This is a genomic window from Actinokineospora globicatena (assembly GCF_024171945.1).
Taxonomy (GTDB): domain Bacteria; phylum Actinomycetota; class Actinomycetes; order Mycobacteriales; family Pseudonocardiaceae; genus Actinokineospora; species Actinokineospora globicatena.
This window is the reverse complement of sequence record NZ_JAMTCR010000003.1, coordinates 956194-969128: the sequence shown is the minus strand read 5'-3', so window position 1 is coordinate 969128 and position 12935 is coordinate 956194. Positions and strand designations below refer to the sequence as shown.

The window sequence follows — 12935 nt, the reverse complement described above, 5'->3', positions numbered from 1 at the left end:
AGCTCTGTGACCGAAACAGTCGAGGTGGTCCTGCCGTGCCTCAACGAGGCTGAGGCGTTGCCCGCTGTGCTCCACGCACTGCCCGAGGGGTACTCCGCTCTGGTCGTCGACAACGGCTCCACCGACGGCACGGCCGAGATCGCCCGCGGTCTCGGCGCCCGGGTCGTCGTCGAGCCGCGGCGCGGGTACGGCGCCGCTGTCCACTCAGGACTGGCCAACGCTCGCGCCGACCTGGTCGCCGTACTCGACGCCGACGGCTCCATCCACCCGTCGGAACTGCTCGCCCTGGTGCGGCTGGTGCACGACGGCGCCGACCTGGCCGTCGGGCGGCGGGTCGCCACCGCGCGGTCCGTGCAGCCGTGGCACGCCCGGGCGGGCAACGCCGTGCTGTCGGCGATGCTGCGCCGCCGCGGTGTCCCGGTGCACGACATCGCCTCGGTCCGGGTCGGCCGCCGGGAACCCCTGCTGGCACTGGGGGTCGCGGACCGCGCTTTCGGGTACCCGGTGGAACTGCTGGTGCGCGCCGCCGCGGCGGGGTGGCGGATCGAGGAGGTCGACGTGGCCTACCTCCCCCGCGCGGGCGGCAAGTCCAAAGTGTCCGGTTCGGTGCTCGGCACCGCCCGGGCGGTACGCGACCTCGGAACGGCGGTACTACGCGCATGACCACCCCCAAGACGGCCTTGCTCGTGCTGGCCAAGTCCCCCAGGCCGGGCATGGTCAAGACCCGGCTCTGTCCACCCGCGACACCCGAGCAGGCGGCCAGGATCGCCGCCGCCGCCCTGCTGGACACCCTGTCCGCCCTGCGCGCGGTCCCCGATGCCCAGCCAGTCGTCGTGCTCTCCGGTGACCTCGACGACGCCGTCGACCGCGACGAACTGCGCCGCGCCGTGCGCGACTTCCCAGTCATCGCCCAGCGCGGCGACACCCTGGGCGAGCGCATCAGCGCCGCCCACCGCGACGTGGCCGAGCTGCTGCCGGGCGCGGCCAGCATCCAGGTCGGCATGGACACCCCGCAGATCAGCGCCGAGCTGATCGCCGACTGCCGCCGGGCGCTGCGCGAACCGGGCACCGACGCCCTGCTCGGCGCGGCCGCCGACGGGGGCTGGTGGGTGCTGGGCCTGCGCGACCCGACCTCGGCGTCGGCGATCACCGACGTCCCCACCTCGCGCGCCGACACCGGCGACCGGACGGCCGACGCGTTGCGCGCCCGCGGTCTGCGGGTCGTCGGCGCCCCGCTGTTGACCGATGTGGACACCATGGACGACGCGCGGCTCGTCGCCGCCACCGTCCCCGGGAGCCGCTTCCACGCCGCCGTCGAGGACCTGACGTGACCGCCCTCGCCCGGGTGTCCGACGAGTTCGCCACCGCGCTCACCGGGCAGGCGACGGCACTGGAGCTCTCCGACGGGGGCTGCTGCACGCTCGAGCCCGATCGCTGGCGCGACCCGGCCGCGGGCGGCGACCACTGGCTGCTCGACCGGTGCCACGGACCGACCCTGGACCTGGGCTGCGGGCCGGGCAGGCTGGTCCAGGCGCTGCGCCTGCGCGGACTGCCCGCGCTCGGGGTCGACAAGTCCGACCACGCCATCGCCCAGTGCGACGACCGCGGCGTACCCGCGCGCCGGGCCGACATCTTCACCAGCCTGCCCGACGAGGGCGAGTGGGACCACGTGCTGCTCGCCGACGGCAACATCGGCATCGGCGGCGACCCGGTCACGCTGCTGCGCCGGGCCGCCACCCTGGTCCGGACCGGCGGCAGCGTGCTGGTGGAGACCGCGCCGCGGCGGCGGGGGCTCTGGAGAGGCTCGGCTCGACCGCGTGGTGGGGATCGCGGCGGTGTCCTGGGCCAGTGGTTCGCCTGGGCCGAGGTCGGCGTGGACGCCATCGTGACCGTCGCGGTCCAGGCCGGGTTGCGGGTGGCCGAGCAGGGAGCGCTCTCCGGCCGCGGCTTCGCCCGGTTGGGAGTGGTTCGTGGCGGTTGACTCGCGGTTGACCCGGTGGCTGCGCGCGCATCGACCGGGTGGCCCGTTCCGCCCCGAAGCGTGGCGCAGTCCGTTGCGTGGTCCGTGGCTGACCTCGGTCCTCGGCCTCGTCCTGCTGGTCGCGTTGCCGGTCGTGGTCGTGACGGGGCTGTTGTCCTACATCGCCTATGGGCCGCAGTTCGGGCAGGCCATTCCGGGCGATATCGGGTGGCTGAGCCTGCCCTGGTTCGAGTGGCCGAGTCGGCCGTCCTGGCTCTACCAGCTCACCCAGGGGCTGCACGTCGGGTTGGGCCTCGTGCTCGTGCCGGTGGTGCTGGCCAAGCTGTGGTCGGTGCTGCCCAGGTTGTTCGCCTGGCCGCCGGTCCGGTCGGCGACCCACCTGCTGGAGCGGGTCTCGGTGCTGCTGCTGGTCGGGTCGGTGCTGTTCGAGATCGTCACCGGACTGCTCAACATCCAGTACGACTACGCCTTCGGCTTCAGCTTCTACACCGCCCACTACTGGGGCGCGTGGGTGTTCATCGCCGCGTTCGCCACCCACATCGTCATCAAGGCGCCCGCGATGGTGCGCGCGCTGCGGTCCCGGTCGGTGCGCGCCGAACTGCGGACCACGCGGGCCGACACCCGCCCCGAGCCCGTGGAGAGCGGCCTCGTGGCGACCGCGCCCACCCCGGCCACGATCAGCAGGCGCGGCGCCCTCGGCGTGGTCGCGGGCGGCTCACTGCTCGTCGGCGCGCTCACCGTGGGCCAGACCGTCGAGTGGCTGCGGCCCCTGGCCCTGCTCGTGCCGCGCGGGCTCGTCCCCGGCGACGGCCCGAACGGCTTCCCGGTCAACCGGACCGCCACCGCCGCGGGGATCACCGCGGCCGACACCGGTCCGGAGTGGACCCTGGTGCTGCTCGGCGGCCGCGACCCGGTCACCCTCGACCGCGCCCGCCTCGCCGCACTGCCCCAGCACACCGCGACCCTGCCGATCGCCTGCGTCGAGGGCTGGTCCACCACGCAGGACTGGACCGGTGTCCGCCTCGCCGACCTGGCCCGCCTCACCGGCGTCGACATCCCGGCATCGGCGCACGTGCGCTCCCTCGAACGCGGCGGCCCGTTCGGCCAGGCCACCCTGCAGGGCAACCAGGTCACCAACCCCGACGCGCTGCTCGCCCTCCGCGTCAACGGCGCTGACCTGTCCCCGGACCACGGCTACCCGGCGCGCGTGATCGTCCCCGCGCTCCCTGGCGTGCACAACACCAAGTGGGTCCACTCGATCGAGTTCCGGCGGACACCGTGACCCGGCACCCCGACTCGACCCAACACCCCGAGCCGCACGCGCACGGCCCCTGGCACGCCGGCGTGCTCTTGGCGGGCTTCGCCGTGACCACCTACGCGGTCCTGCACGTCCTGGACGACCCCAGCCTGCCCGGCATGCTCACCTGGTTCCTCGCCGCCGCCGTGGCCCACGACCTCGTCCTGTTCCCCGCCTACGCGGCCGCCGACCGCGCGATCACCCGGGTCGACACCCGAATCCCCCTGGTCAACCACATCCGGATACCCCTACTGGCCTCCGGGTTGCTGTTACTGATGTTCCTCCCCGGCATCCTCCGCCGGGGCGCCGACACCTTCCACACCGCCACCGGCCTCACCCAGGACGCGTTCCTCCACCGCTGGCTCCTCCTCACCGCCCTCTTCCTCACCACCAGCGCCGCCCTCTACGCGGCCCGAGTGCTCCTCGCCCGCCGATCCTCGTGACCACGCACGTGACCCACTGCCGTCAGTGGGAGTCGTCCACGGGGGTCAGGATGACGACGGGGATCTTGCGGGTCGTCTTCTTGGCGTAGGTGTTGTAGAGGGGGAAGATGGCGGCCATCTGGGGCCAGAGCGTCTCGCGCTCGGCGGGGGTGGCGACGCGGGCATGGGCGGTGAAGCGCTGGGTGCCCACCTGGACGCCGACGCTGGGGTCGGCGGTGAGGTTGAGCAGCCAGGCCGGGTCCTTGTCGGCGCCGCCCTTGGAGGCCACCACGACGTAGTCGTCACCGGAGGTGCCGTAGATGAGGCAGTTGCGGCGGGCGGTGCCGGTCCGGCGGCCGGTGGTGGCGAGGACGAGGGTGTGGACACCCTGGCTCAGGTGGCCCTTGGTGCCGCCCGAGGTGATGTAGGTGCGGGTGTGCTTGGCGACCCAGTCCCACTGCGAGTCGACGGCGTGGTCCAGGTCCTCGGCGGTGGCCATCCCGGCTGTCCCTTCGGTGGGGTTCGAGCGCTGGAGCACTACGCGCCGATCCGCGAAGATACGCGTTTCCCCGCCGCGCGCCACCGGCGGATCACCATCCGGACCTCGCCTCGCCCGCCGCGGGGACCTGCCTGCCGAACCGGTCCCGCGTAGGCTCTGCGGCGTGACGAACCCCGAGCACAGCCAGGGCGGCAAGTACTCCGTCGAGGGCGAGGCGTTCACCCGCGACTCGAAATACATCACCACCCGGGTCACGCGGGACGGCGCGGACGGCTTCCCGGTCGAGCCGGGCCGCTACCGCCTGGTCGCCGCGCGGGCCTGCCCCTGGGCCAACCGCGCCATCATCGTCCGGCGGCTGTTGGGGCTGGAGGACGTGTTGTCCCTCGGCCTGCCCGGCCCCACGCACGACCCGCGCTCGTGGACCTTCGACCTCGACCCGGGCGGCCGCGACCCGGTGCTGGGCATCGAGCGCCTGCAGGAGGCGTACTTCAAGCGCGACCCCGAGTACCCGCGCGGCATCACCGTCCCCGCGATCGTCGACACGACCACCGGCGCGGTGGCCACCAACGACTTCGCGCAGATCACCCAGGACCTGTCGACCCAGTGGCGTGAGTACCACCGCCAGGGAGCGCCGGACCTGTGGCCCGAGGCGCACCGCGCGGAGATGGACGAGGTCAACCAGCGGGTGTTCACCGACGTGAACAACGGCGTCTACGAGTGCGGCTTCGCGGGCACCCAGGAGGCCTACGACGCCGCGTACGACCGGCTGTGGGCGGCCATCGACTGGCTGGAGGAGCGGCTGACGACCCGCCGCTACCTGGTCGGCGACACGATCACCGAGTCCGACATCCGGCTGTTCACCACCCTGGTCCGCTGGGACCCGGTGTACCACGGCCACTTCAAGTGCAACCGCTCCCGCCTGACCGAGCTGCCCGCGATCTGGGCGTACGCCAGAGACCTGTTCCAGACCCCCGGCTTCGGCGACACCGTCGACTTCGCGCAGATCAAGGAGCACTACTACTTCGTGCACAAGGACATCAACCCGACCGGCATCATCCCCAAGGGCCCGGACCTGTCCACCTGGCTGACCCCCCACGGCCGCGACACCCTCGGCGGTAGGCCCTTCGGTGACGGCACCCCACCCGGCCCGCCCCGCGAGCCCGTGGACCCCGCGCACACCCCACTGTCCTAACAGGACTCTTCCCGCGAATCGACGGCGGCTGCCTCGAATTGTCCACTGTGCATACCGGGTGGTTGCCACGCTGGTCAGGTGCGGTGAGAGGCCGGGCCGTCGTCGCGGGTGAGTCGGGTGGCCCTTCGGGTGAGTCGCCACTCGTCCCGGCGAGTTCGACGGCCTCGTGCAAGGCGAGCTAGATGTCCACAAAGGACCGATCGACACCGTGCGCGAGATCTTCTCATGGCCTGCTCCTGCTGCGTCGCCGGTACGACCACGAGCGCCCTGTCGTCGAGGTCCTTGTCCTGGGATGGCGGAACGCCGAGAAGGTGCTGGGGCCCGTGTGCGGGACGGTTCCCGTGAGCCGCGGTGCGACCGCCGAGCTCTGCGGCTTCCCGGGATCGCGCGCCCACAAGGACGTGTCCGACGAGGACTGCCTGGTGTCAACGCCATCGCTACGCCCCGCAACGTAAACGCAACGCTTCTGACTGTCTTCACCCTCTGGTGCCACCCAAAAGGGTGTCGCGGCTCGCGATCCTCGTCACGACGGACTAGAAAGGTCTATGTCGGAGGAGCTAGGCGGGACGGTGTAGATCCGATATGACGCCGGATCGCCGGTGCGGGTCGCTCTCTCGGCGGGTCACGGGTCTGGATGGCGACCCGTGACCGGTGGGGACTCTGCGGTGCGAGGCCGAGTGCCGCAGAGTCCCCGATACCGGGCCCGCCAGTCGATCACTGGTGGAACACGGGCTGCGGTTCCCATGAGGATCTTCCGCGGCCTGCGTGAGCACGATTCGGCGTGAGGTGGCGGACACGCATACGGGTAACCCGACCCTGGGGTCGGTCGCTCAGCGCGTCGCTACTGCGCGGTATTCGCCGATAAGTGTGGACAACGGCGCTGAACGCCTGGGGTGTATCGGGTCAGGTACCACTCGACGACGCAGATTCAAAGGAAATGACAGTCCACGGCGAATGGAGTGGCGATGAGAGGTCTTCGTTTCGGGGCGGTGCTGGCGGCGGTCGCGGTGATGGGAGCCTGGGCGCCTGCTGCGCAAGCACAGCAAGCGGAACCGTTGCGTTGGGTGGCGTTGGGTGACGCCTACACCGCAGGTGGCATCGACGCGGCGGGTACCGAGCTTCTGATCGGTGGTGCGCGTGATGGGTGTGGTCGGACGTCGGGGTCGTATCCGGAGGTGTTGCGGACACGCCTTTCCGGCCGCTACGAGTTGACCAACGTCAGTTGCGCGGGGGCGTCGGTCGCGAACGTCACCTACCTGCCGCGGTTCCCGCCCGGTCACCTCATCCCGTTCTTCGAGGTGTTTGACCCCGTCTTCCCGTTCCCGCCCGTGCCGCGTCAACTCGACGCCGTCACCGCCGACACGGACCTGGTGACGGTGGGGGTCGGCGGGAACACCCTCGGCTTCGTCGAGTTGGTGTTCGCCTGCCTGCAGTTGGGCGAGTGGGCCGACCCGGCCACCGACCACCCCTGCACGGACTACTTCAGCTTCGGCTGGGACGGCATCCCCACCATCACCGACCGGCTGTCGTTGCCGGCGGCCGAGTACGACGGCATGCTCGCCATGATCCGCGCGGCCGCTCCCCGCGCCACCATCCTGGCCGTGGGCTACCCGACGATCTTCCCCACCGACCCCACCACCTGCGACCACGGCTTCACCCCGGCGGGCCTGCGCCACTTCGGCACCGTGAGCTATCCCGACCTCGCCTGGCTACGCACCCAGGTCGTCGAGCAGATGAACCAGGTCATCGCCGACAGCGCGGCCCGACAAGGCATCCGGTTCATCGACCTCTACCCGACCAGTGCCGACCACGACGTCTGCCAATCCGACAACGGCAACTGGGTCGAGGGCGTCGTGGACCATGCGGGCCGCTGGGCCATGGTCCGCCCCGACACCAACGGCCACAACAACACCGCCAACGCCATCGAAGCGGCTCTGCCGTAGGCCCCGGCGGTCCGTGACGACTGCTGCAAGGAAGACCGGCGCCTGTCAATCGTCACGATCGCTGCTGGTGCGACCCAGCGCACGAGGCATCTGCAGATCCATTGCGCAAATGAGAAGGAGTTGCGGGGATGGGGAGGTTATCGCAGGACACTGCTGAGTCTGCATGTCTCGTCGATTGGCTGCACCAAACGGCCGCTGGTGACGTTACCGCTTTCAATCACCTCTACCGAGCGACCGCACCTCGCGTAGGTGCCGTAGTCGGCGCGGTTCTGAAAGACGCCACGCACGCCGAGGATGTCGTTCAAGAGGTCTTCCTTGAAATTTGGCGGGACGCGGGCCGTTTCGATCCTCGAAGAGGGCGTGCGCTGTCCTGGATCGTCGCGATCGCTCGTCACCGCGCGGTGGATCGGATTCGTCGTGCTCAAGCCGGGTTGCAGAGAGAGTGTCAATATGAGAGCTTGTGTCTCCGCGACCGGAGTTCTGCATCAGACGATCCCGTAATTGACTACGTCACCAGTCGAGCGGACCAGCGTGTATTGCTGCGAGCGTTAGGTGAAATTACCTGGATCCAGCGCGAATCGATTGTCTTGGCCTATTTCACTACCATGTCCTATAGCGAGGTTGCCTCTTTCTTGTCCACTCCGATCGGCACAGTGAAAACTCGCATTCGCGATGGTCTGGCTCGTCTGCAAGTTATCATCCGTAACGACGTGGGTGAACGAGGGTGAGATGAGCCGAGTGCGAACGTCGATGGCAGCGCTGAGGAGGGACAGCGGCTAGCGGCCCGACGCCTCCTGGCCACCCGACTGGGTTACCGGTCCACGGGGGCTGTGATGCCCGCCGAACGCAGCAAGGCTGCGAGCGTCGAGTACGTGCGGTCGAGGTCTACGGCCCCGGGCGCGACGCGCCACTGCTGGTGGATGCCGATCACGGTGCCCAACAGCACGGTGCCCAACTCCTCGGCGCTGACGCCGTCGGGCAGTGGGAGCCGGGCGACCCACGCGCGGGTCTGGGCGCGGAGCGCGTCGTGCAGGCTGGCGTACACCTCGCGCAGAGCTGATCCCGGGTCGTCCGCCTCGACCATGAGCTTGGCGAACAGGCCGGTCGACGGGGCCCGGGTGAACGCGATGAGGGTGTCGAGGACCTGGTCGACCGTGCCGGGGTCGAGGGCGCCCGCCGCGGCGGTGAGCCGGACGACGAGGTCGTCCACCACGGCCGCGAGCAGGCCTTCCTTGCTGCCGAAGTGCCACGGGATGGAGCCCCGGCTGACACCGGAGCGGGTGGCGATGTCCTCGAAGGTGGTCCGCCGGTAGCCGCGCTCGGCGAACAGGGCGGTGGCGGCCTCGACCAGCAGCCTGCGGCTCTCCTGGGTCATCTCGGCGCGGCGCGTGGCTCGTGTCACAAGCGGCCAGTCTACCTGTTGACTGCTAGCTAGCATCTTCTATGTTGGTCAACATAGAAAGTGGGGGCGATGACGCGACTCGACACAGCCGACCACGCGGCGCTGCCGTGGCGGATCCACGAGATGACCGCTGATTTCCGGGTCGAGGACGTCTGGGCGTTCCGCACGCCCGGAGCCGGTCCCGACGACTTCCAGCCGATGCTGGCGGCGTTGCGCTCCCTGGGCGACGACCAGCCGTTCTTGGCGCGGATGCTGTTCAAGGCGCGATGGAGACTCGGTGAGCTGTTCGGCTGGGACCGGGAGGTCCACAGCGTCGGTGGCCGGGTCACCTCGCTGAGGGACCGGTTGCCCGGCGATCTGCGGGAGGCGCCGCGCGGGCCGGACAGCGCGTCGATGCCACTGAAAGCGGTCTACGAACTCGACTGCGAGTGCGCGCGTGAGCTCGCGAACAAGACCGTGCACACGGTGATGCACCTGGGCTGGGCCCGGCGGCCGGATGGCGAGTACGAGTTGCGGATGGCGGTGCTGGTCAAGCCCAACGGGTGGTGGGGTCGCGCCTACATGGCCGCCATCGCCCCGTTCCGATACCTGGTGGTCTACCCGGCGATGACCCGGCAGTGGGAGCGAGCATGGCTGAGCCGGTGACAGCCGATCGGACCTCGCCCGCCCGAGGCCTCTTGGTCGCCAGTGGGATCTTGGTGGTGCTCGGCATCGGGCACGCCGCACTGGTGCCGGTTGTGGCGTGGCCCAGCGTCAGCGGGTGGGTGCGGGACGGACTGTGGTCGGTGGTGCCCTTCTTGGACGGGGCGGAGCCGTCGGCGGAGACGGCGACGTTCTGGTCCGGGCCGGGCGGGTTCTCGGCACCGCTGGTGTTGCTGGGCGGGCTGATCTGGCACTTGGGGCGCCTCGGGGTACGGGTACCCGCAGTGATCGGGTGGGTGTTGATCGGGTGGGGCCTGGTCGCCGGAGTCCTATTGGGACCATCTCCGTTCTTCCTCATCGCGGTGGCCGGGCTCCTGGTGGTGACGACAGGTCGACGACCCGGTGCCAACCAACCACGGAACAAGATGTCGCGCGGCTCAAGCAGGTGGAGGTCGACGCGGTCCAGACGGGTGGCGTGCTCGAGGCTTGAGCCGACACAGGATCGGGACGTCGGAGGCGACGACGTGGTGGTCGCTTCCACGGGCTGTTAGATGGACGGGACGCGTTGATCTGGTTCACGAGCGCGGGCTCTAGGACGGTGCCCTGCACGCGTTCCCGGTGGACGTCGTGGTCGGATGGCGCTGTAGTCCCTGGTGTCGGATTTGCCCGGGGTGGGTAGGTACCGTGCATGGCGGTCTACGGATTACACGCGTCCCACGAGCAGATACACCCGGCGCGGCTGCTGGACGCTGTGCGGCGGGCGGAGGAGGCTGGGTTCGGCGCGGCGATGTCCTCCGACCACTTCGCGCCGTGGACCTCGGCGCAGGGGGAGTCGGGTTTCGCCTGGTCCTGGTTGGGTGCGGCGCTGCAGGCGACGTCGCTCGGGTTCGGGGTGGTGACGGCCCCCGGTCAGCGCTACCACCCGGCGATCACCGCTCAGGCCATGGCCACGCTCAGTGCCATGTACCCGGGCAGGCTGTGGGCGGCGCTGGGCACCGGTGAGGCGTCCAACGAGCACATCACCGGTGACGTGTGGCCGCGCAAGGACGTGCGGACGGCGCGGCTGCGCGAGTGCGTCGACATCATCCGGGCGTTGTTCGCCGGTGAGGAGGTCTCGCACGACGGGCTGGTGAAGGTCGACCGCGCCCGCCTGTGGACCCTGCCGGACACGTCCCCGAAGCTCTTCGGCGCGGCGGTCAGCGTCGAGACGGCGCGGTGGTGCGCGGAGTGGGCGGACGGCCTGATCACCATCAACGCGCCCGTCGAGCACCTGCGGTCCATGGTGGACGCTTACCGCGACGCGGGCGGGCGTGGTCAGCTCGCGCTGCAGGTGCACCTGAGCTGGGCGCCATCGGAGGACGAGGCGTTGGCGGTCGCGCACGAGCAGTGGCGCGGCAACGTGTTCCCGCCGCCGGTCTGCTGGGACCTCCTCCCGGCCCACTTCGACGAGATCTCCCGGTTCGTGACCCCCGAGCAGGTGCGCGCCTCGGTCAACGTCTCCGCGGACCTCGGGCAGCACACCGCCTGGCTGCGCGAGTACGCCGACCTCGGGTTCGACCTGATCCAGCTGCACCACGTCGGCACCGAGCAGGACGCGTTCATCGACGCGTTCGGCGCGAGGGTGCTGGGGGAACTGTGCGACTGACCAAGACATCGGACCTGTGGTGGAAGAACGCGGTCGTCTACTGCCTGGACGTGGAGACCTTCCAGGACGGCGACGGCGACGGGTGCGGCGACTTCCTCGGCCTGACGCAACGGATGGACCACTTCGAGCGCCTCGGCGTGACCTGCCTCTGGCTCATGCCGTTCCTGCCGTCCCCCGACCGTGACGACGGCTACGACATCACCGACTACTACTCGGTCGACCCGCGCCTGGGCACCCTCGGCGACTTCGTGGAGTTCGTGCGCACGGCACGGGACCGGGGCATGCGGGTCATCGCCGACCTGGTCGTCAACCACACCTCCGACCAACACCCGTGGTTCCAATCGGCGCGGGAGAGCCGCGACTCGCCCTACCGCGACTGGTACGTGTGGCGCGACGAGCCACCGGAGGACGGGCCGAAGGGCGTTGTCTTCCCGGACAAGGAAACCAGCCTCTGGGAGTACGACGAGAAGACCGAGCAGTACTACCTGCACCGGTTCTACAAGCACCAGCCCGACCTCGACGTCGCCCACCCGGCGGTCCGCGACGAGATGGCGCGGATCATGGGGTTCTGGCTGGAACTGGGCCTGTCCGGCTTCCGGGTGGACGCGGTGCCGTTCCTCCTCGAGACCGAGGGCAGCCCCGACGCCGCCACCCTGCCCGACCCGCACGACTACCTGGTGGACCTGCGCGCGTTCATCTCCCGACGCGCCAGTGACGCGGTGCTGCTGGGCGAGGTGAACCTGCCGTACGAGGACACCATGGAGTTCTTCGGCGCGGGTGTCGGCGACCAGCTGACGATGTGCTTCGACTTCGTCGGCATGCAGAAGATATACCTGAGCCTGGCGCGCGGCTCGGCGACCCCGCTGGTCCAGGCTCTGGACGAGCGCCCGGAGCCGCCCCGCGACGCGCATTGGGCGACGTTCGTGCGCAACCACGACGAGTTGACCCTGGACAAGCTCACCGACGCCGAACGAGCCGAGGTGTTCGCGGCATTCGGCCCGTCACCGGACATGCAGCTCTACGACCGTGGGCTCCGCCGTCGCCTGCCCCCGATGCTCGACGGCGACCAACGGCGGATCAAGATGGTCTACAGCCTGCTGTTCTCCCTACCCGGCACGCCAGTCCTGTTCTACGGCGAGGAAATCGGGATGGGCGAGAACCTCGCCGTGGAGGGCCGCTCCGCTGTCCGCACCCCGATGCAGTGGGAACCCGGTGTCGGCGCGGGCTTCTCCACCGGCGACCCGTCGACCTTCCCCGCCCCACCGCCCGCGGGCACGTACGGCCCTTCCGAGGTCAATGTCGCCGACCAGCGCCACGATCCTGACTCGCTGCTGTCCTGGATCCGCCTCCTGATCGAGCGCTACCGCGAGTACCCCGAACTGGCCTGGGGCGACCACACCGCGCTGCCGACCGACGACGATGGGCTCTTCGCTCACACCTGCACCGCTGACGGCACCTCGATCACCGCCATCCACAACCTCACCGACCACGAAGCCACTACGACCCTTGCCCTTCCGGATGGCCCGCACCACGACCTCCTCACCCAAGCCCCTATCCCTTTCCGCGACGGCACACTCACCGTCGCTCCCTACGGCTCACTCTGGATTCGGCACCCCGCGGTGGAGCGCGAATGACGCATTTGGTTGGGGTAGGACGCAGCCGGGTATGTCCTGAGGGGAAGCGATACGAGGGAGAATGCCGATGGCAGGCCTGTTGAACCGCATCAAGTCGTTCCTGCGCAGCCCGCGTGGCCGGCAGTTGTCGACGAAGGCGCGTGACCTCGCCAGGGACCCGCGCAACCGCGAGCGGGCGCGTCAAGCCGCGCGGAAGTTCCGCAGGCGCTGATCGCGCGAGACCGAAGCTCGAAGCCCCGGGTGACGACCAACTCACCCGGGGCTTTCGCTTGTCCAGC

At 70.0% G+C, this 12935-nt stretch carries 14 protein-coding genes; 12 read left to right on the top strand and 2 right to left on the bottom strand.

Going from position 1 to position 12935, the window contains the following annotated elements; all coding sequences use genetic code 11:
- Positions 1-6: 6 nt before the first annotated feature.
- From LV79_RS17700 to LV79_RS17680, 5 genes are read left to right on the top strand one after another with little or no spacing between them, the layout of a single operon-like run.
- On the top strand, positions 7-663 hold the full coding sequence (locus LV79_RS17700; protein ID WP_253838093.1) for a glycosyltransferase family 2 protein: 657 nt from the start codon (positions 7-9) through the stop codon (positions 661-663).
- Entirely contained in the window at positions 660-1331 is a 672-nt protein-coding gene (locus tag LV79_RS17695) for a TIGR04282 family arsenosugar biosynthesis glycosyltransferase (RefSeq protein ID WP_253838091.1), read from the top strand. Before LV79_RS17700 ends, LV79_RS17695 begins: the two co-directional genes overlap by 4 nt.
- A complete protein-coding gene (locus tag LV79_RS17690; RefSeq protein ID WP_253838089.1) occupies positions 1328-1981 on the top strand; it encodes a class I SAM-dependent methyltransferase in 654 nt (217 codons plus the stop codon). The genes LV79_RS17695 and LV79_RS17690 overlap by 4 nt, the downstream gene beginning before the upstream one ends.
- A complete protein-coding gene (locus LV79_RS17685) occupies positions 1971-3263 on the top strand; it encodes a molybdopterin-dependent oxidoreductase (protein WP_253838087.1) in 1293 nt (430 codons plus the stop codon). The genes LV79_RS17690 and LV79_RS17685 overlap by 11 nt, the downstream gene beginning before the upstream one ends.
- Positions 3260-3721, top strand: coding sequence for a hypothetical protein (locus LV79_RS17680; protein ID WP_253838085.1), 462 nt, complete (start codon positions 3260-3262; stop codon positions 3719-3721). Before LV79_RS17685 ends, LV79_RS17680 begins: the two co-directional genes overlap by 4 nt.
- A gap of 22 nt (positions 3722-3743) precedes the next feature.
- Here LV79_RS17680 and LV79_RS17675 read toward each other — a convergent pair whose 3' ends face one another.
- Positions 3744-4199, bottom strand: coding sequence for a nitroreductase family deazaflavin-dependent oxidoreductase (locus LV79_RS17675; RefSeq protein ID WP_253838084.1), 456 nt, complete (start codon positions 4197-4199; stop codon positions 3744-3746).
- Between the two features lie 238 nt (positions 4200-4437).
- Between LV79_RS17675 and LV79_RS17670 the strand changes: the two genes are divergently transcribed.
- The 3 genes from LV79_RS17670 to LV79_RS17660 all read left to right on the top strand — a co-directional run bounded on the left by LV79_RS17670 (position 4438) and on the right by LV79_RS17660 (position 8062).
- Positions 4438-5391: a glutathione S-transferase family protein gene (locus LV79_RS17670; RefSeq protein WP_253838556.1), complete on the top strand. Its 954-nt coding sequence runs from the start codon at positions 4438-4440 to the stop codon at positions 5389-5391.
- A 965-nt stretch (positions 5392-6356) separates the two neighbouring features.
- Positions 6357-7334, top strand: a complete 978-nt coding sequence (locus tag LV79_RS17665; RefSeq protein ID WP_253838082.1) for an SGNH/GDSL hydrolase family protein — start codon at positions 6357-6359, stop codon at positions 7332-7334.
- Positions 7335-7462: 128 nt separating this feature from the next.
- Positions 7463-8062 (top strand): sigma-70 family RNA polymerase sigma factor, encoded by a 600-nt coding sequence (locus LV79_RS17660; protein WP_253838080.1) that lies wholly within the window; start codon positions 7463-7465, stop codon positions 8060-8062.
- A gap of 83 nt (positions 8063-8145) precedes the next feature.
- On the opposite strand, the gene LV79_RS17655 is transcribed toward LV79_RS17660, so the two are convergent.
- Positions 8146-8736 (bottom strand): TetR/AcrR family transcriptional regulator, encoded by a 591-nt coding sequence (locus tag LV79_RS17655; protein WP_253838078.1) that lies wholly within the window; start codon positions 8734-8736, stop codon positions 8146-8148.
- 69 nt (positions 8737-8805) lie between these two features.
- Between LV79_RS17655 and LV79_RS17650 the strand changes: the two genes are divergently transcribed.
- The 4 genes from LV79_RS17650 (at position 8806) to LV79_RS17630 (ending at position 12868) form a co-directional block, all read left to right on the top strand.
- A complete protein-coding gene (locus LV79_RS17650) occupies positions 8806-9381 on the top strand; it encodes a DUF2867 domain-containing protein (RefSeq protein WP_253838076.1) in 576 nt (191 codons plus the stop codon).
- A 685-nt stretch (positions 9382-10066) separates the two neighbouring features.
- Positions 10067-11023, top strand: coding sequence for a TIGR03885 family FMN-dependent LLM class oxidoreductase (locus LV79_RS17640; protein WP_253838074.1), 957 nt, complete (start codon positions 10067-10069; stop codon positions 11021-11023).
- Complete coding sequence (locus tag LV79_RS34885; protein WP_253838073.1) at positions 11014-12657, top strand: alpha-amylase family protein; 1644 nt, start codon at positions 11014-11016, stop codon at positions 12655-12657. The genes LV79_RS17640 and LV79_RS34885 overlap by 10 nt, the downstream gene beginning before the upstream one ends.
- Positions 12658-12724: 67 nt before the next feature.
- Positions 12725-12868: a hypothetical protein gene (locus LV79_RS17630; protein ID WP_253838072.1), complete on the top strand. Its 144-nt coding sequence runs from the start codon at positions 12725-12727 to the stop codon at positions 12866-12868.
- Positions 12869-12935 lie beyond the last annotated feature (67 nt).